We start from the raw sequence: 18,577 nt of genomic DNA on the forward strand, positions 1-18,577 counted from the left end.
TTGGCACCCAGAGCGAGGACGGCAGCCGCTTCGTCGAGCGCATCCTCACGGCCGTGATGAGCCTCAGGAAGCAGGAGCGCAACGTGCTCGACGCTCTCACTGCGTCCCTTGAAGCCCATCTCCACGGCACTCCCGCACCATCGCTGCTGCCCGGGACCTGATTCACGCTCGCGGTCGCCAGACCCCGTGAACGCTTACCTCCACGGCACTCCCGCACCATCGCTGCTGCCCGGGACCTGATTCACGCTCGCGGTCGCCAGACCCCGTGAACGCTTACCTTCCAGTCATCCCAGTAGGCCAGCTCCGTGGGCGACGGAATCCACCAGTACGCCTGCCCCACCACGACGTAGATCTCGGCGGTGCCCTTCTGGCGGATCAGCGTGCCGTCCATGGGAATCTGCGTGTAGGAATTGATGGTGGCCTGGGGCAGCGCCACGGTGGTTGCGCCGGAGTACAGGGAGTGCTGCGCGGGAGGGATGTAGAACCTGGCGCCACCCGCCACCAGGTAGCGGTTCGAGGTTTCGATGCCGAGCAGGACGTACCCGTCTGGCACGGACGTGTATCCCGCGAAGGCCTGGGCGCCGACGAGGCTCAGGCACACGGTGAGCCAGCGAGGAAGGATTGCAAGGAACAAGGCAGCACGCACGGGTTCGTCTCCGTTCAAGTGTGTGTTCGGAGAAGTACCGGGATTGGCGGACACGGGACATCGCCGTGCCGCCAGTGGCACCATGCGTGTGACGAAGCGGCCCAATGCGTCCGTGAGTTGGCCAGGGTGTGGACGTGCAAGCCAGTCGTCTCGGACACCGATGTCGAGACGCGGGCGAAGGTGCTCCGGCGTCCCCCTTCCTTGAAGCGCCGAGGCCCGCGAGGTAGAGAACGACGCCTCATCTCCGCAGGGGGCGGGGATTCAGGGCAGGGACGCCTTCATGAACCCACGTGGCGCCGAGAAGGAATACCTCCAAGAGGGCCTGCGCAGCGGCCTCAAGCTCGACGCGCGCTTCGACGCCCTGACGCCCCACCTCCACGTGGCGTGGATCTCCTGGGACAGCGGCTTCCGCGGTTCGGGACTGCGCGTGGGCGACCGGGTCATCGCCATCGACGGTCAGCCCGTCGTCAAGCCACCCGACCTGGCCACCACGCAGCGCACCGTGCCCTTCATGCTCGGCCAGTACGCCGAGAACCAGACCTGGGACAAACAGGGGCGAAAGGAGGGTGACAAGGTCCAGGTGCGAATCGTTCGCCGGCGCGAGCCCGGCGAGGGCTGGGAGGAGCACGAGTTCAGCGGCGCCCTGCTCCATGAACGCACCTGGAGCATCGCCGATACGACGCGGCAGATCATCGGACCGGGAGGACCCGAGCGCATGGGTCGCGACGGCTTCGACGAGGCCTGGATGTCATGGCTCGAGAAGCGCGTCTTCGACTGGGAGCGCCTGCTCGACAGCACCTTCGGCGCCTGGCGCACCTCGCGAGGGACGCGCGCGGAGCTCGCGAATCACCTCGGACACAAGGCCCGCGTCGACTTCCTCGTCGAGCATCATCCCGGCCCCTTCGCGACGGCGATGCGCGAGGACTGGGAGACGGTGCGTGCCTGTCTCGATGGAGACCTCGTCACGCTCCCGGCGGATGCCCTTGAGTTCCGCACCCGGGGCGAGGAGCAGGTGAAGGCCATCGGCCTCCAGGCCGCGGCGGCGTGGAAGGTCCTGCTGGAGGCGCGTGCAGGGGAGACGCTCGGCGCCTTCCCCGTCGTCGACCCCTTCCGGGGTGACCGCTCGGCGGTGACCGGCAAGCTGGTCTCACTGCCGACGCTGACGCAACGGGAGTGGCTGGTCGACATGGGCAAGGGCTACCTGGCCTGGAACCAGTCCGGCGCCTGGGTCTTCTGCCCCGCCAACACCCCGGCCATGAACAAGGTCTTCTCCGCCATGCAGCGCTACCAGAAGCGCGTTGCCCCGTCGGTGAGGCTCGACATCGCCGTGCTCGGCCGCATCCTTCCGGATCCCCGCCTGCTCGCGGGCTCGGGCCGCACCGCCGCCGGCCTGGAGGTGGAGCCCGTCGCCGCTCTGGTCGGCGGGGTGGTCTGCGTCGATGTCAGCGACCCGAGCGAGGGCGGACCGCGCTTCGCCGGAGAGGAGACGCTCAGCCAGGAGCGCTTCGGCGCTCCGGCCGACGACGCGAGCCCGCGCGAGGTCCTCACCGCGATGATTTCGGCCGTGAAGCGCGGTGACCAGGAGACCTGGAACGGCCTCTTCGCGGGCTGGCGTGCCGTGCCAGACGCCGACCGGCCCATCTACTACCCGGTCTGGACCTGGAACGGCCGCGACAGCGAGTGGGTGCGCTCGCGGCAACTCCTGCTCAACAAGGTGCTCGACGCGCGGGTGCGCTGGATTGGCGAGGTGCGGGTCGTCATCCGGGGCGACGAGGCCCCGGGCCTGCCGCGCGTCGAGGAGGTCGAGTTGGAGCTGGACCACGTCGGCCTCTTCGAGGGCCAGACCCGCACCTTCAACTCAGTCGACGTGCGTCGGCGCTGGACGGTCCAACGCCGCAACGGTGGCCCCTGGCGCATCACCAGCGAGCAGAGCCTGTAAGGAGCACTCCATGGGCTGGTATTCAAGCCGCGTCTCTGAACTCAACGAACGGTTGAACCGCGCCTCGGAGGGCGCCCCCGACACGGTGAAGCGCGCTTTGAGCGACGCCATCGTGAAGGTTGGAAACGCGGCCGATCAAGCCCTCTCGGCCATGCTCGACGCCAGCGAGCGCACCAGCGCCGGCAATCTGGGGACGCAGCGCAAGTGGCAGGAGCGCTGCGCCACGGCCACGGCCGACATCAGCCGCGCCTTTGGTGATGCCGCCAAGGACAACATGCTCTCGCCCGCCCTCCAGCTCTTCTGGTACCAGGCGCTGGAGCACGAGATGGCCTTCTTTGACTCCCTGGCCAAGGTGCAGACGCCCCAGCTCCACGACGACCTGCTCGTCCACCAGGACCTGCTCAACAAGATGCTGGGCGAGCTGTGGGACAAGTGGACCTTCCTGCTGTCCAAGGACGTCATCTTCGAGAACGACCAGCGTCAGGTGGTGCAGCAAGTCTCACGGATGGCGCAGTCCATCGTCGACGAGCTCGCCCCGGGCGTGCTCAAGCGCACCAGCGAGGGCGTCTCGCGCGCCACCGCGAAGTCGCTCGACGTGGCCCTCAAGATCGATGACAAGCTCCTGGGCGGCAAGGGCGTGGACCTGGCCAAGCAGCTCGTCTCCTCGCTGTTCGATGTCGACATCCCCGACGAAATCGACCGCAACCTGCTGGAAGCCATACAGGGTGGCTCCGAAGTCTACCAGGTGCAGAAGGGCCACTACCGCAACCTGGTGTCGGCCTACCAAAGCCTGGTGCAGGCGGAGAAGGGCAGCGTCCTGCTGCTCTTCAACGCGACGCGGGCGGAGGTCGACACGTACCGTGACAAGAACGACCTGGGGAAGGCCAAGGTCCTGCTCGACCAGGCCAAGGGCTACCTCTCCGACTGGGCCTCACGCGTGCCCAGCTCGGCCCAGCGAAGCGAGGCCTCCAGCTTCAAGGACAAGGTGTGCTCGGCCATCGACACCGACTGGAGGCTCACCGAGGAGCTCGACAACAAGTTCCGCGACAAGTTCAAGGGCATCTTCGTCCAGTCCCTGGGCAGCGAGACCCTCGAGCAGCTCGCGGAGTCCTACCTCTTCCGTCAGCACATCGAGGAAATCACTCGCAAGGACGCCGCCGGCAAGCTCAAGGCCCTGCCGGGCAACCTCCAGAGCGAGGTCGACAGCGCGCTCGAGCGGGGCCTGCGCCCTCTCGACGACCTGGTCAACCGCGTCCCGGAAGAGGTGCGCGAGCTGGCCCGCATGAAGAACCAGCGGTTCAAGGAGCACGTGCGCGCCAGGCTCAAGGACCGCATCCAGGCCCTGCTGCCGGCCATCGTCGAGCTGGCCGCCCTCTGGGACCCGAACAACCTCTCGAGGGACTTCAGCCGCGAGGAGCTGGAGAAGGCCCTCCGCTGAGATTGGACGGCGCGACTCAGGGCCGCGCGTAACCTTGGAGCATGCCGCTGGTGCGGTTTCTCGAACGACGCATGGCCAGGCGCCGCTCTCGGCGATTCGCACTCCGCGCCGCCGCTATGGGACCTCGCCGGCCCCGTGTGTGCTGTGCTCACTAGAGGCAGCGACCGGATTTTGGGTAGGCACAGGGCACCTGCGCGCCCCCACCGGCGGCCCAGGCAGATCTGAGCCCATTGGGCAGGACCTGCTTGCTATCCCCCCCACCGTCAATGCCAATCTGGCCGGATGAACCGCGTCCTCCTGCTGGCCGGACTGTTGAGCCTCATTGCGTGCAAGGGCATCATCGAGCCAAGCACCAACAACGGAGGCCCCAACAACCCCGGTGACCCCGGTGACCCCGGTGGGAACCTGGGCGCCGCGTGCGTGGTGCAGTCGGTGCTCGCCAACCGCTGCGCCAGCTGTCACGGCGCGCTGCCGACCCAGGGGGCGACGATGCCGCTGCGCACCCTGCACGACATGCGGGTGAGCTCGGCGATGGATGGGAGGCTCAGCAACGCCCAGCGCGCGCTCATCCGCATGCGCGACGACGCGTCTCCGATGCCGCCGGTCCCGCATGAGCGCGCGAGCGCAGCCGAGCTCACCGCGCTCGAGACCTGGATCGGGCAGGGGATGCCCCTCTGCAGTGGCACGGACGGCCCGCCCGTGACCGTCGTGTCCGAGCCCAACCTGCTCGATCAGTCCGCGCTCTTCACCTGCACCGGCGGCGTGCGCTCGGATGCGCCGACGCGCATCCGCCGCATCAACCGGCGCGAGTTCACCCGCAACGTCGGTGGCTCGGTCGAGCGCAGCTGGACCGGGTTCAGCTTCTACGACAACCCGCTCGATCCCAGCGCCATCGAGCAGTACAGCTCCTGGGCCACGGACGAGACGCTGGACGAGGCCACGGTGGAGCTCTTCCTGCCGGTGGTCGGCGCGGCCGCCGCGCCGTGGACGATGAACTACCCGGACGGCAACCGGATGGAGCGTGTCTACACCAACAACAGCTTCAGCTGCATGTTCAACGACGCGAACCCAAGCGACACCTGCAAGCGCTTCCACCTCGGACAGATGCTCGAGTTCGGCGTCTTCTTCCGCCCGCCCACCGAGGATGAGCTCACCCGCCTCACCACCTTCGCGACCGCGGTCATCGCGCAGGAGCCGAGCTACTCCCCGCAGAACCGCGCGGACTCCATCACGCGGATCTCCAACGCCGCGTGGATGATGACCGGCGCCATGTTCCGCCGAGAGATGGGCGGCGAGCCGGCCGACGGTCGCGTTGAACTGACCAGCCTCGAGCTGGGCTCGCAGCTGGCCTACGCGCTCGCGGGGCGCGCGCCCTCGGCCACGCCGAGCTTCGTGTGGCCGTACTACTCCGCGCCCCTCGAGGGGCATCTGGCGGACGTGGCCACTGCCGCGAAGGATGGCTCGCTCACGCAGGATGCGACGACCACCGCCCTGATCAAGAAGTACCTGGGCGGCGTCGACGCCAACCAGAACGGGACACCGCGCTTCGATCTGGTGCAGGACTACAACGAGGAGCAGCGCTCCAAGCGCGGGCAGTACTGGCTGGGTGACGGCGTCGCGGGCTTCTTCCGCGAGTGGCTCGGCTACGAGCACGTGTCCGCGGTGTTCAAGGAGTCTCCGGCGGCGACCTCGCGCTTCGAAATCGAGGGGCTCGGCTACATCAGCTCGGTCTCGTACGACAACCTGCTCACCAACTTCCATCCGCTGGAGCCGACCTTCATCCAGCAGTTCGACGATCTGATCGCGCGGGTGGTCGTCGAGGATCGGGACGTGCTGGCGAACCTGCTCACCACGCGCACCTTCTACGTGCCCTCCATGCAGAACGCGGCGTACGACTCGCATAAGGGCCTCTCGCACCCCTACAACGTCAGCGAGATCCTCCCGGCGACCGTCGCGGGCCGCTGGAAGAAGCTGCCTGACGCCGAGCGCGCGGGCGTGCTGACCCACCCGGTGTGGCTGGCCGCGCACGGCGGCAACTTCGAGGACGATCCGTCCATCGTCCACCGCGGCAAGTGGGTGCGCGAGAACCTCCTGTGCGGCTTCGTCCCGCCGCTCAGCAGCGTGCAGGTGGCAGCCCAGGTCGGCGCTCACGCTGCCGACAAGAACGCGCGCCGCCGCCTGCAGGAGGCGACCGCCGGAGCGCAGTGTCAGGGCTGTCACCGCCTGATGGATCCGCTCGGCCTGCCCTTCGAGATCTACAACCACGCGGGCTTCCTGCGCGCGCGGGATCACTCGACCAGCGGAGGCTGGACCACGCCGGACGGAAGCTCGACGCTCACGTCGATGCCGGACCCCTCGCTGGACGGCGCGGTGCGCGACGCGGTGGAACTGAGCGAGCGCCTGGCGACCTCGCGGCACGTGAAACGCTGCTTCGTGCGGCAGGCCTTCCGCTACTTCATGGGCCGCCCGGAGAACCGGAGCGACGCCTGCACGCTGACGCAGATGGAGCAGGCCTATGACCAGAACAACGGCTCGTTCTCCAAGATGCTGACCACGCTGATGACAAGCGACACCTGGAAGACGCGGCGTTTGCCGCAGGCTGGAGAGTGACTGCCATGTTCTCGCGACGAACCGTCCTGAAGGGCATGGCCGCCGGCCTCTTCGCGCCCTACTTCCACGACGTCTATGCCCAGCCGTCAGCGTTGCCGGCGCGCCTGGTGCTGGTCCTCGAGTGCAATGGCGTCTACCCCCGCGCGCTCCTGAGCACGGGCACCCGCGCGGCGCTGGGGGGACGCGCCAACACCTCCGACCGCCTCTTCTGGGACGCGTACAAGGACACGCCGCTGGTTCGTGAGGGCGACAATCTCGCCAGTGCGATCAGTCTCGGGCCGCTGGCGGCGTCTTCCGGAAACATCGACCTGGTGAACCGCTCCGCCGTGCTGCTGGGGCTCTCGAGCCTCATCGCGGGCGGCGGGCACTCCAGCGGGACGGGCGCGCTGAGCTGCGCGGTGAACGGCGCGGGCGCGACCTTCGACGCGGTGATCGCACCTCGCCTGCGCCGTGGTGCACCGTTCGACGTGCTGCGCCTGGGCACCAGCTCCGCGCGCGTGTCGATCGTGTACGAGACCTGCGCGCTCGGACCCCGCAAGCCCGCGGGCATCATCGTCAATCCGTCGCTCGCGTTCGACAGCACCTTCGGCTCGCTGCTGGGCGGCTCGACGAATGGGCGCGATCGCAAGATGCTCTTCGACTTCGCGCTGGCCGACTCGCGCAAGGCGCTGGCGGAGTTCCGCGGCAACTCCAACGAGCGGCTCAAACTGGAGCGCTACCTCTCCTCGCTCGAGTCGCTGCGCACGCGGGAGGATCAGCTCGCGGGCATGGCGGACCGCGTGCGGCCCTACCTGCCGCTGGCGCCGAAGGACAACCCGCTCATCACCGGCGCGGGCTCACCGCCCGACTCGCTGAAGTGGTTCGAGGCGCAGTTCCAGATCGCCACGGCGTCCCTCCTGGGCGGGCTGACGAACACGGTGGTGCTGGCGACGGGCACCTCGGGCTTCGACGTGGCCTACGGCCCGGACGTGACCGACATCCCGCGGCACAGCCTGCAGCACGGCCTGGATGAGGGGCAGAACTGGGATCGCGTCGCCGAGGTCACCCGCCGCCACGTGCAGCTGGTGGCGAAGCTGGCGAGGACGCTGGCCGCCACGCCCGAGGTCGGCGCGAGCGGCTCGATGCTGGATCACACCGCGATCGTCTTCATGTCCGACAACGGCGAGCAGCACCACTCAACCGCGCGCGAGTGGCCGAAGCTCGTGGTGGGCGGCAACGCGCTGGGCCTGAAGACCGACGGGCGCACGGTCGTGTACCCGAAGTACGACGCGGCCCGGAACCGGCAGGTCTCCAATCTCTTCAACACGCTCGGCCACGCGTTCGGAGATGCGGACTTCAACACCTTCGGGCACGAGGGCAGCACGCGCATCGCGCCGGGACCGCTGAGCGAGCTGTATGGCTGAGCCGCGAGAGCGGGCTGGGCGGCTGTGACCTGGGCCAGGCTCAGCCACACGCGTTTAGAGGTCGATGACGACCTTGCCCTTCACGTGCCGGCCGGCCTGGAGTTCGACCGCGGTGTGGATCTGCTCGAGCGTGAAGCTTGCGGCGATGGGCACCCGGAGTTGGCGGGTCGCAACCAGGTGAGCGATCTTTTCCAGAGCACCGGGGGCGGCGTTGGCGCCGTTGGCGGGTGTGATCCCATCGATCTGGGCGGCGATGGTGGTGATGCGCGTGTCCGGGACGCCAAGCGCCTTGGCGGCGTGCACGGTCTCCGTTCCATGGAGGTCGAACGCGGCGGTGATGCCGCGGGGAGCGAGGGCACGGACCCGATCCGCCAGGCCGTCGCCGTAGGCGACCGGCTCGGCCCCAAGCGCGCGCAGGAAATCGGCCGATGTCGCCGATCCCGTGCCGAGCACGCGTGCCCCCACGAGCCGGGCCAACTGGACGGCGAAGACCCCGACTCCACCCGCCGCGCCGCCGATCAGCACGGTGTCGTCCGGCCCCAGCTCGACGACGGCCAGGGCGGCGGACGCCGTGCGTCCGGCGATCGTGAGGGTGGCGGCGGTGCGGTCGTCGACGCCGTTGGGGGTGTGATGGGCCTCGTTCGCCGCAATGCCCCCGGTCGCGTCGACCACCACGAAGTCGGCGACCGCGCGGGACAGGGCGCCGCCAAACACCCGGTCGCCCGGTGCGAACCCGGTCACCCCGTCACCGACCTGGTCGACCCTTCCCGCGTAGTCGGTTCCGAACCCGGCCGGCAGGCTCAAGCCGAACCGGGCGGCGGTGTTCGCATCCGCGGTCATGATCCAGTCCATCGGGTTCAGCCCGGCTGCCGTGACCCGAACACGGACTTGTCCCGGTCCGGCCTGCGGGGCGGGAATCTCAAGGATTTTCAATGCTTCGGGGCCACCGAAGGCGTCGAGCCGGACCGCCCGGCCCCTGACCGTCGACAGCTCATCGTTCCGTTTCTGCATGCGCCCCTGTCTCTTCCGGCATGAAAGACCCCGCCGAAACGGACTATGCTCCGCTTATATGGGCGACCGCAACACAAATGGAGCACGCTCCGTTTCGACTGGGTCGGAGGACCGCGCGCCACGGTCGGATGCAGTCCGGAACCGCGAGCAGTTGCTCGCGGTGGCGACCCGCGTGTTCGCGTCGGCTGGCACCGAGCCGTCGATGCGAGAGATCGCCCGCGAGGCCGAGGTCGGCATCGCCACGCTCTACCGGCACTTTCCCACCAAGGAGTCGCTGGTCGACGCGGTCTACCGGAGCCAGGTCGTGCGGTTGACGACCGGCGCCCGCGAGCTGCTCGACCAACTGCCGCCGGCCGTGGCGATGCGGCGCTGGATGGATCTCTTCGGCGACTGGATCGCGACCAAGAACGGCATGCTCGACACCCTGCTGGCGATGATCAAGACCGGCGAACTCGCCCACGGCCAGACCCGGATCGAGCTGCTGGCGGCCATCACCACCATCCTCGACGCCGGCCGCGCGGTGGATGAGTTCCGCCGGGACGTCACCGCCGAGGACATCGCCGCGAGCCTCATCGGCATCTTCACGGTGGCGCCCCCTCGCCAGACAGAAGGCCTTGCCAATCGCCTGTTGAACCTCCTGCTGGATGGACTGCGGCCTCCCGCCCGCCGGTAACGGCAACGCCGCTCATGGACGGGTCGCAGGGCACGCAGGCGACGTTCGGGAGCAGACCGTGCAACTCAAGCATCGAACTGGAGCTCGTGCTGGAGGCGCCATCGAGCGTGAGCCCTGCCTCGCGTTCCCACGTGAAGGGTTCCGTCCGACGTGGCGCTTTCGCGATGCCCGGGGGCACATCCACGAGGTGCCACCCAGGACCCGCGTCGCCGCCGCCGGCGGCCTGCTGCTCAAGCGCCTCGCGCTCGATGGCGCCGGGCTGACGCTCCTGCCGCGCTGGATGTGCGCGGAGGAGCTGGCCGCGGGGACACGGGTCGACCTCTTCCCCGCGTACGACGTCACGGCGACGGAGTTCGATGCCACCGTTTCCGTCGTGTACCCGTCCCGCAGCTTCCTGCCGGCCAAGGTGCGCGTCTTCGTGGACCATCTGGCGGAACTCTTCAAGAACGGTCCGCCCTGGGAGTCCGCACCGCGTCAGGGTGGGGGAGGCCGTCCAGGCATCACCCGGAAATGACGCCTGGGTCGTCCAAGGCGGTGCCTCCGCGCGAAGGAAAGGTCTGGCGCTGGAAGTCCGCTTCGCGATGCGCTGACGCCTCGCCGTTCAGAGCGCGCCGTGGGCCTTCAGCAGCGGGAGGAAGATCGTATCGACGATCCCGGCGATCTCCTCGGCCGGCACCGGCGCGTAGGTCATGGCCAGCTGCTGCCGGAAAAGGTCCAGCGGGAGGCGCAGGATGCGATCGCTGATCACGCCGGGCTTCACTTCGCCGCGAGCCACCGCGCGCTCGATGATGGTCTCCATGTTCGACTCGCGGTCGCCATAGATAGAATTTCGCAGGGTGGCGATGCTCGTCCCCGTGGCGCGGTAGTAGTCGCCGAGGTGGGCGAGGAGCGTGATCGCCAGGCGGACGCGCCGTCCATTGGCTTGCGTCAGCAGGGCGATGACATCGCCGCGCAGGGAGCCCGTGTCCGGCGTGACCACTTCATCCTTCTGGATCTCCCGGGCGATCGCCGCGCGGACCAGCTTGGGCTTGCTCGACCATCGCCGGTAGAGCACCGCCCGGCTGGTGTTCGCGCGCTTCGCCACCGCGTCGAACGTGAAGTTCGTGTAGCCGGTCTTGGCGAGTTCCGCCCAAGCGGCGGCAAGCAGCGCGTCCTCGAGTGTCGCGCCCCGGCGCCGCGTCCGCACCCCGGTCTGTTCCATGCGCGCCATGTTGGTTCTTCCGGGGCGGTTTTGCACGCGTTGCGGCACGTTCCGCCAGCCGTTAAGGTACACGGTGTATCTTAACGAGGTGGCCGGTTGTGAACCGGAGGAGGCATCCCATGAAGGTCTTGGTCTCGGGCGCAGGCATGGCCGGTCTCAGCGCGGGGATCGCGCTCGGCCAGAGTGGGTTCTCCGTCACGTTGGTCGAGCGTGCGAAACACCTGCGCGTGAATGGCTCACCCATCGACATCCGCGGTGATGCCGTGCGCATGGCGCAGGAGCTGGGGGTGCTCGAGGCGATCCGCGCGCGCCGCGTGACGATGAGCGAGGAGGTCGTCTTCGTGGATCGCGAAGGCAAGACGATCGCCGCCATTCCCCAGCAGGAGATCAACGACTCCGAAGAGGACGTCGAGATTCCGCGCGAGGATCTGGGAGACGTGCTCTACCGCGCGCAGCCCGAGGGCAACACGGTCCGTTTCGGCGACTGGATCGAGGCCCTGCACGACGATGGTGCCGGAGTCGACGTGACGTTCAAGTCGGGATTGCGCGAGCGCTACGACCTCGTCGTGGGTGCGGACGGCGTGCATTCCGCGACGCGGCGCCTCATCTTCGGCCCGGAAAAGGACTACCTCAAACACCTGGGGTTCTACATCGCGCTGGCAGACCTGCCCGAGGAAGCCAGTGCCGGCCGGGTCAATCCCATGTTCAATTTCCCCGGACACATGGTTGGGATCGCCCGGTATCGGGACCGCGCGCTCGGCGTCTTCAACTTCCGCTCGCCGTGGATCGACTACGACTACCACGACCTCGCCGCGCAGAAGGCGATCCTGGCGAAGGCTTTCGCCGGCCACGACGAGTGGAAGGTGCCCGAGATCGTCGCCGCCGCGCTGCGCGATCCCGGGCTCTACTTCGATTCGGTGAGCCAGATTCACATGCCAACGTGGCATCGAGGCCGGGTCGTCCTCGTGGGCGACGCCGCGGCGTGCGCGACCGGGCTCTCCGGCCGCGGAACGTCCCTCGCCATCACCGGAACCTGCATCCTGGCCGAAGCGTTGCGCCGCCACGGAGGCGACTTCGAAGCGGCCTTCGCGGAATACGAACAGCGGCAACGTCCCCATGTCGATCGCGCGCAGGCCATGGCGCTTCCCGGCGGCGACTTGATCTGCCCCGCGACCTGGGAAGCAATCGAGGCGCGCAACGCCCGCCTCTCCGCGCCGCGCAGCGCGTGATGGCCGCGGGGCTACCCCAGAACGCGAGGTGTTGAGCGCCAGGCGGCAGTGGCCCCATGCCCAAGCCCCTGCCGCGCCCCAGAGGGGAGCGCGGCCTGAGCGGGCGTGCGCCCCATGAGGGCTGCACGGCCTCTCCACCGGCCTGGCGCAGTCGGCAGGCGGACGGCTCTCTTTCCTACCGAAAGAGGCTCTCAGGGATGCATCGAGCCGTCTCGGGACACGCGCTCAGAACATCTGCACGCAGCTGATCGCATCCTCGGTCCAGGCGGTGAAGGCACCCGGCGCACTCGACGACGGCGCCGCGCCCAACTGGATGCCTGGACCCCAATCCGCGCTGTTGCAGGGATCGCCACTGTTGACCCGGTAGAAGAGCTGTCCGCTCGTTTCATTCTGGTAGGCCATATAGAGCACCCCATCCAGCACAGCGAAGCTCATCGAGCACGACGCGTTCCCTCCGATGGCGACCGGGTTTCCGTTCGAAGTGCCGTCGCTGCTGAACTCAGTGATGTAGATATATCCGGAGTTGGCCAGGTACCCGACATACAGGGTGCCGTTGTACACCACGCCGCATGGGGCGGTTGTTCCTGCGTGATTGCTTCCTGTCTGGTTGGAGTACGTGACGCCGCTGGTGTTCATCTGAATGGAGTTACTCCAGCCTCCATCGCTGCTCATCACGCTGTACCAGACGCCGTTGGCGTTTCCCTTGCCCTCATAGAAGACGTACATCTGGTCGTTCCACACCACCGGCCCGGGCCATCCCGACATGCCCGCACCCCGAACGACCTCCTGCTGCGCACTCCAGCCGCTGCTTGGGCTGTAGGTGTTGTAGAGCAAATTGCCCGCGTAGGCCCCACCTTGAGAGAAGACATACAGCACGTCGTTGTACACGACCGGCGCAGGAGACCCCGTCATCCCTGATTCTCCTACGATTTGGATGGCGGGCTGCCATCCATTTGAATCGCCGATGCAGCAGTACATTGCGCCGCTTTCTCCTGTGCCCTGGATGAACGCGAATACTTGATTGTTGTAGACCGCGACACCAGGAGACCAGGACAGGCCTCCATTGGTGATCCGGGCCATGAAGCTGTTGGTTTCGCCAGGGGTGATGAGGCAATTCCACAGCTGAGAATCGTCCCCCGGACCCTGCATGAAACAAAACAGCTGTGAGTTATAGACAATCAAGTAGGGCGCAGCCGATATTCCGGTCATGGCGAGCTGGACCGGCGCAGTCCAATTCACCGCATCGGTGGAGCTGATGTACCACATCGTTCCGCCGCCCGAGCCCTCGTAGAACACATAGAGGACGTCGTTGTAGACCAGGGGACTCGGCTTGCCAGTCATGCTCACGGCGGAGATATTGCCTTCGGTTCCCCAGGCGCCCGCGGTGTTCATCCCCCTGTAATACATCGAGTTGTTGGTGTTGGAGCTCGGGTAGAAGATGTAGGCTTGGTTGTTGAAAACCACCGCTCCTGGTGAACCCGACGACGCGACCCCGATATTTGGGACTTGGGTCGAAGCCGCCCAGTTACCGCTGCTGATGTCGGAGGTGTGGGTGAACCAGACCTGCTCATCATTCCCCGGCCCCTGGTAGAAAACATAGACTTCGCCGTTGAACGCGACAGCCGAGGGAATGTTGGACATGATCACTTGTTCGCCCAGCACGCCCCAGTAAGAGCCTGACGGCAGTTGCTTGGCGAACATCTGACCGCTGTTCTTCATGTTCAGGGTTGTGCCCTGATAGAATGCATACGGCGTACCGTTGTACGTGACGGCACTCATGCCGCAGTTCGTCAATACCTCGGTGAGTACGGTGGGGCCGCTCCAGGTCGTGCCCGTGCAGGTGTAGCAGAACGCAGAGGACGTATCCTGGGCGGTGCTGGGGTAGACCACGTAGACCGTACCGTTGCAGATCGTCCCGCTCGGAGGATTGTTCATCACCTCGTTGACCACGAACGCCTGCCACAGTGGCGCGAAGACGAGTTGATTGAGAGCAGCTGCGGTGCCTTCTTCGGCGACAGCAATCAAAAGACTCTTTTTATCTGAGGGTGGACTGAATACGGCCATGATGCCATCCATTGCAACGGACATGAGGGTCTCCTTCGGGGCGCGGATGTGAGGAAGATCAGGCGAAGTCAACTTCATCTGATCACTGGCAAGCCGCTACTGCGCCCGGTGTGCGCGCCGCCAATGTCTGTGTAGGTTTATATTGAGGTCGGATTTTCTGGGGCCGCTGAGTCGCCCCAGATTTCAGCAGGTGCCTGGTTGTATTTAAATGACGACGAATGGCTCTCTCTAAACAGACGTTATCGACTTGGAGCCTTCAGGCCATTGATTGCGAGAGAAGTACTGAAGATGCGCTCTCCTCGCGAATTCCAGCCTGCGATTTCACCCCTGTTGGCCTTTTCTGATTTGACGAGGGCGACTCCGGAAAAGGCGTGAGCCGCTGGAGCGGAACAAGGCTCCGCAACGGATTATTTGCGGTTGGATGGTGGCGAGTTCGTGGGTTTGAGTGGGATTGCTTCTCCCCAAGTCTGGGCAGGCCCGTCTCCATGCGGCAGGGGACCTTCAGGGCATGCCTGTTTGGGACCGGGGGGTAGGGGTGGGCCTGTCCTGCTCGCCTCCGTCACGAAGCGCTGGCGCAGGAGTCCCGTCTTAGCACGAGGCGCGGGTCCGGCCCTCTTCCTCGCCCTGCAACATCGCCTGCACGTCCCGCGCGAACATCGCCAACCTGCTGCTCGTGCGCACCAGGAGGGGCCGGTGGAGGATCGCCGCCGTGGCCTGGAGCACCCTCCAAATGGTCCCTTGAGATGAACCACTCCGCGCCCATTACGAAGGTCGCCGCATGGGTGGAGGCAGTGGGCTCCGCGAGTTCGCCCCTGAAGGTGGAGCTGCCGGGCCGCGCTCTTTGAAGTCGTCCTGACCGGACCAGGGCGCGCCTTCAGTCGTCCTGGACTTGCGGCCCCTTCGCGGGGGGGGCCGATAGTCGCGGTCATGAGGAATCAGGTGCTGCTGCTGGTCGGCTGCAAGGGAACGATTGGCGGAAGCGCGTCGCCCGACGCCTCCGTCCCCGACGCGGGGGGCCCGCCTCCAGAGCCGTCCGCCTCAGCCTGCGAGGTCGAAGCCATGGCCGTCACCCGCTGTGGCGGCTGCCACGGCGCGGTGCCCACCGGGGGCGCCCCCATGCCTCTCAACTCGCTCGACGCGATGCGCGCGCCGTCGATGACGGACCCGGCGGTGTCGAACGCGCAGCGATCCCTCATCCGCATGGCGGACACCACGGCGCCCATGCCCCCCGCGCCCGGAAGCCCCGCCACCCAACTGGAGGTGGCCGTGCTCGCCGGAGGGATGTCGGAAGGCATGCCGTCCTGCACGTCGTCCCCGGACGGGGGAACGCCCACGGTCGTGGGCCGCCTTTAGCAGCGGCGAGGCAGGAGCGGACCCAGGAGCGCACGCCGCGGCTGGATGGGTCCGGGTTGCTCAAGCAGGAGTATCGCGCTGGACGTGTTCGCCTGCGCAGGTGTGGAGGCAGGGCCGGGTGCTGGCGTCTCTGAGGGCTCCCAGTGGGGTGCGTGCCAACCTGGAGCCCCTGGGACTGCCCGCGCTGCCTGGGAGACGAGCCCCAGCACGGGGGCCACCCCAGAACGCGGGGTGTTGAGCGCCAGGCGGCAGTGGCCCCCATGCCCAAGCCCCTGCCGCGCCCCAGAGGGGAGTGCGGCCTGAGCGGGCGTGTGTCCAATGAGGGCTGCACGGCTTCTGCACCGGCCTGGCGCACAGCTCGGCGGGCACCCGTCAGCGTCACGCCTCGGCACCTCTGCACCCGCCCTCACCCTCAACAGGCCTTCTCTTCGCCCTATGCGTTATCCGCCCGATGCGTCACATTGAACGCGTGCTGGCGCGCGAGGGCGGCCACGTGGAGCGCGCGGCGACGAAGCTGGGCATCTCCCGCAGCTCGCTCTACGCGAAGCTCAAGGGCTGGCAGCACCGGGGGGACTGACGGCGGTCACGGCGGGAGCAGTTCCATTGACTCTCATGAGAGTCAATGAATAAGCGTTCACGGGGTGGTGCGCGCCTGCGGGGTCCGTGAGGCAGCGAACGGTGGGCCTCACCACGCTCGACGTGGGCTGGGGCGGATTGGAAATACTGGGACGTGGCCACGCCCGACCCGAGAGATGCGCGTATCGCGGAGCTGGAGGCGCGGCTGCGTTGCTCATGGGGGGGCTACCCCGGTGCGGGCCTCGAGGCGCACCAGGGCTAGGAGCCGCATTGCGGCTGCATCGTTTTTCACCACGCCGGCTCATTCAAAACGAGCGGGCTTGCCCGGCCTCGCGAAGACACGCCGGACACCCAATCAAGCTGCACCAGGAAGCCATGCACCTGCTTCCCGTGAACGCGTACGTCAATGGAACCGCCGTTCCACTCGCTGAAAGGCCCGCATGCTTCGAAGCTTCCTGCAAGTCCTCGCATTCTTTTGCACTCTCTTCCTCGGCATCACCGCGAACGCGGCGGACAACGCCACCTACGTCTCGCAGAGCGTTCCGACGGTGCTCACCTCGGGTGAGGTGCGCGCTGTCTCCGTGACGATGCGCAACACCGGCACCACCGTCTGGACCCCCGCTGGCGAGTACAAGCTCGGCTCCCAGGCGCCCCAGGACACCTTCACCTGGGGCGACAACCGCGTGTACATGGCCCCCGGGGAGGCCATCCCGGTCAACGGCCAGAAGACCTTCACCTTCAACATCACTGCCCCCTCCGCCCCCGGCACCTACACCTTCCAGTGGCGGATGGTGCATGACGGCATCGCCTGGTTCGGCGCGCAGTCGCCCGCCGTCTCCATCACCGTCCAGCCACGCCCCGCCCTCGACTCACAGTTCGTGTCGCAGTCCGTGCCGACGTCGCTGCCCCCGGGCCAGACGGCCTCTGTCTCCGTGACGATGCGCAACACCGGCACCAATGTCTGGACCGCCGCTGGCCAGTACAGGCTTGGCTCCCAGGCGCCCCAGGACACCTTCACCTGGGGCGACAGCCGCGTGTACATGGTCTCTGGGGAAGCCATCGCTCCCAACGCCCAGAAGACCTTCACCTTCACCATCACCGCCCCTGCGACCGCGGGCGTCTACACCTTCCAGTGGAAGATGCTCCAGGAGTACGTCGCCTGGTTCGGCGCGCAGTCGCCCGCCGTCTCCATCACCGTCTCCCAGCCCGCCGTCACCCTGTGCCCGGGTGAATCGGGCATCCTGGATGGCACCTCCAACGTCGGGCCCGCGCTCCAGAGATGCATCAACGCCACGCCGCCGGGTGGCACGCTGGAGCTTCCCGCCGGCACCTACGGCATCGGGACCCTGGTGTCGATCAACAAGCCGTTCACCTTGCGCACCCAGGGCCTGGCTGGCTCCACCACCAACTGCGAGGGCCTGGGCAACGCCTGCGCCGTGCTCAAGGCCCTGCCCACCTTCAGCGCCTCCACCGGCGGGTTCATCGCCGCCGAGGCCACGAGCAACGTGACGTTCGACCACCTCGTGCTCGACGGCAACCGCGTGGCGCGGCTGGGCACCGCGGCGGCGTCCAACTGCGCGAGCGGCGTCCCCGGCGCCAACATCTGGGGCTTCAACGCCCGCATGAGCGACTGCGCCTCCTGCCGCTTCACGAACAGCGTCAGCAAGAACACGCTCTGCGGCACTGCGCTGGAGTTCCGCGGCAATGACGGCACGCTCGTCAACAACGTCTTCCGCTCCAACGGCCAGAACTCCCAGCCCGGCATGTGGGCCGACGGCCTGACCATCCACGCCTCGGACCGGGCCCTGGTGGACCGAAACGCTTTCATCGACAACAGCGACGTGGCCCTCATCCTGGGCAGCGGACGCCAGGCCGTCGTCACCAACAACTCCATCACCCAGCCAGGCCAGGTCACCTTCGCGGGCCTGATGCTCGACAACTTCAACAACAGCTTCCCGGGTGACTTCACCGGCGCCATCGTCACGGGAAACACCATCAACTGCTCGTCGGCGCGCAACTGCCATTTCGGCATCAACCTGGGGCCGCACCCCTGGTACTCCGGCAACAACATCCTGGGCGGCAGCGTGTATGGCAACACCGTCGTCTCCGCGCGCCAGGGCATCAACGTGGACGGCGCCGGCACCGCCGCGGCGCCCCTGCTCCTCTACGGCAACACCGTGACCAGCCCGTCCCCGGGCTCCGCGAGCTTCCTCTGCGGCACCCACGCCACGTCCGCGCTCAACATCAACACCGCGGACTCCGTGGTGAACCGCAATGGAGACACTGCTCCCATGACCAGCTTCGAGTGGCACGACTGCCCTTGAGGCGCCGTGCCCACCCGTGGGCCCAGGCCATCCTGGGGTAGCGCTCTGCCTGCCGGATGAAGGCAGTCAGAGGCCCGCCTCGAGCTCCCAGGGGAGCTTGAGGGGGGAGG

At 67.3% G+C, this 18,577-nt stretch carries 15 protein-coding genes; 10 read left to right on the forward strand and 5 right to left on the reverse strand.

The features are described 5' to 3' along the window. Positions 1-241 precede the first annotated feature (241 nt). Positions 242-646 carry a hypothetical protein gene (locus tag D7X32_RS02795; protein ID WP_208752291.1) on the reverse strand — a complete coding sequence of 135 codons (405 nt, stop codon included), beginning with the start codon at positions 644-646 and terminating at the stop codon, positions 242-244. Between the two features lie 280 nt (positions 647-926). Between D7X32_RS02795 and D7X32_RS02800 the strand changes: the two genes are divergently transcribed. The 4 genes from D7X32_RS02800 (at position 927) to D7X32_RS02815 (ending at position 8,036) form a co-directional block, all read left to right on the forward strand. Then, complete coding sequence (locus D7X32_RS02800) at positions 927-2,585, forward strand: hypothetical protein (protein ID WP_120600936.1); 1,659 nt, start codon at positions 927-929, stop codon at positions 2,583-2,585. A 10-nt stretch (positions 2,586-2,595) separates the two neighbouring features. Beyond that, positions 2,596-4,023, forward strand: a complete 1,428-nt coding sequence (locus D7X32_RS02805) for a hypothetical protein (protein WP_147449996.1) — start codon at positions 2,596-2,598, stop codon at positions 4,021-4,023. 282 nt (positions 4,024-4,305) lie between these two features. Continuing rightward, a complete protein-coding gene (locus D7X32_RS02810; RefSeq protein WP_120600938.1) occupies positions 4,306-6,633 on the forward strand; it encodes a DUF1588 domain-containing protein in 2,328 nt (775 codons plus the stop codon). 5 nt (positions 6,634-6,638) lie between these two features. Then, on the forward strand, positions 6,639-8,036 hold the full coding sequence (locus tag D7X32_RS02815; RefSeq protein ID WP_120600939.1) for a DUF1552 domain-containing protein: 1,398 nt from the start codon (positions 6,639-6,641) through the stop codon (positions 8,034-8,036). Between the two features lie 54 nt (positions 8,037-8,090). Here the strand turns inward: D7X32_RS02815 and D7X32_RS02820 are convergent, their stop codons facing one another. Then, entirely contained in the window at positions 8,091-9,047 is a 957-nt protein-coding gene (locus D7X32_RS02820; RefSeq protein WP_120600940.1) for an NADP-dependent oxidoreductase, read from the reverse strand. A gap of 160 nt (positions 9,048-9,207) precedes the next feature. Here D7X32_RS02820 and D7X32_RS02825 point away from each other — a divergent pair, with 160 nt between their 5' ends. Both D7X32_RS02825 and D7X32_RS02830 read left to right on the forward strand, forming a co-directional pair. Beyond that, positions 9,208-9,720, forward strand: coding sequence for a TetR/AcrR family transcriptional regulator (locus D7X32_RS02825; RefSeq protein WP_208752293.1), 513 nt, complete (start codon positions 9,208-9,210; stop codon positions 9,718-9,720). Continuing rightward, positions 9,692-10,234, forward strand: a complete 543-nt coding sequence (locus tag D7X32_RS02830) for a LysR substrate-binding domain-containing protein (RefSeq protein ID WP_120600942.1) — start codon at positions 9,692-9,694, stop codon at positions 10,232-10,234. The genes D7X32_RS02825 and D7X32_RS02830 overlap by 29 nt, the downstream gene beginning before the upstream one ends. 87 nt (positions 10,235-10,321) lie before the next feature. Here D7X32_RS02830 and D7X32_RS02835 read toward each other — a convergent pair whose 3' ends face one another. Next, complete coding sequence (locus tag D7X32_RS02835; RefSeq protein WP_208752295.1) at positions 10,322-10,930, reverse strand: TetR/AcrR family transcriptional regulator; 609 nt, start codon at positions 10,928-10,930, stop codon at positions 10,322-10,324. 110 nt (positions 10,931-11,040) lie between these two features. Here D7X32_RS02835 and D7X32_RS02840 point away from each other — a divergent pair, with 110 nt between their 5' ends. Next, positions 11,041-12,150, forward strand: coding sequence for an FAD-dependent monooxygenase (locus D7X32_RS02840; protein WP_120600943.1), 1,110 nt, complete (start codon positions 11,041-11,043; stop codon positions 12,148-12,150). A gap of 225 nt (positions 12,151-12,375) precedes the next feature. Here D7X32_RS02840 and D7X32_RS02845 read toward each other — a convergent pair whose 3' ends face one another. Next, positions 12,376-14,238: a hypothetical protein gene (locus D7X32_RS02845; RefSeq protein WP_120600944.1), complete on the reverse strand. Its 1,863-nt coding sequence runs from the start codon at positions 14,236-14,238 to the stop codon at positions 12,376-12,378. Positions 14,239-14,802: 564 nt separating this feature from the next. Then, entirely contained in the window at positions 14,803-14,937 is a 135-nt protein-coding gene (locus D7X32_RS47430) for a hypothetical protein (RefSeq protein WP_279635553.1), read from the reverse strand. Between the two features lie 216 nt (positions 14,938-15,153). On the opposite strand from D7X32_RS47430, the gene D7X32_RS02850 reads away from it, so the two are divergent. The 3 genes from D7X32_RS02850 to D7X32_RS02865 all read left to right on the forward strand — a co-directional run bounded on the left by D7X32_RS02850 (position 15,154) and on the right by D7X32_RS02865 (position 18,467). After that, positions 15,154-15,567, forward strand: coding sequence for a hypothetical protein (locus D7X32_RS02850; protein WP_120600945.1), 414 nt, complete (start codon positions 15,154-15,156; stop codon positions 15,565-15,567). 451 nt (positions 15,568-16,018) lie between these two features. Next, entirely contained in the window at positions 16,019-16,144 is a 126-nt protein-coding gene (locus D7X32_RS02860; protein WP_244238816.1) for a helix-turn-helix domain-containing protein, read from the forward strand. A gap of 439 nt (positions 16,145-16,583) precedes the next feature. After that, positions 16,584-18,467, forward strand: coding sequence for an NBR1-Ig-like domain-containing protein (locus tag D7X32_RS02865; protein ID WP_120600946.1), 1,884 nt, complete (start codon positions 16,584-16,586; stop codon positions 18,465-18,467). The last annotated feature ends 110 nt before the right edge of the window (positions 18,468-18,577 follow it).

It is taken from the genome of Corallococcus carmarthensis, from assembly GCF_003611695.1.
Lineage (GTDB): Bacteria > Myxococcota > Myxococcia > Myxococcales > Myxococcaceae > Corallococcus > Corallococcus carmarthensis.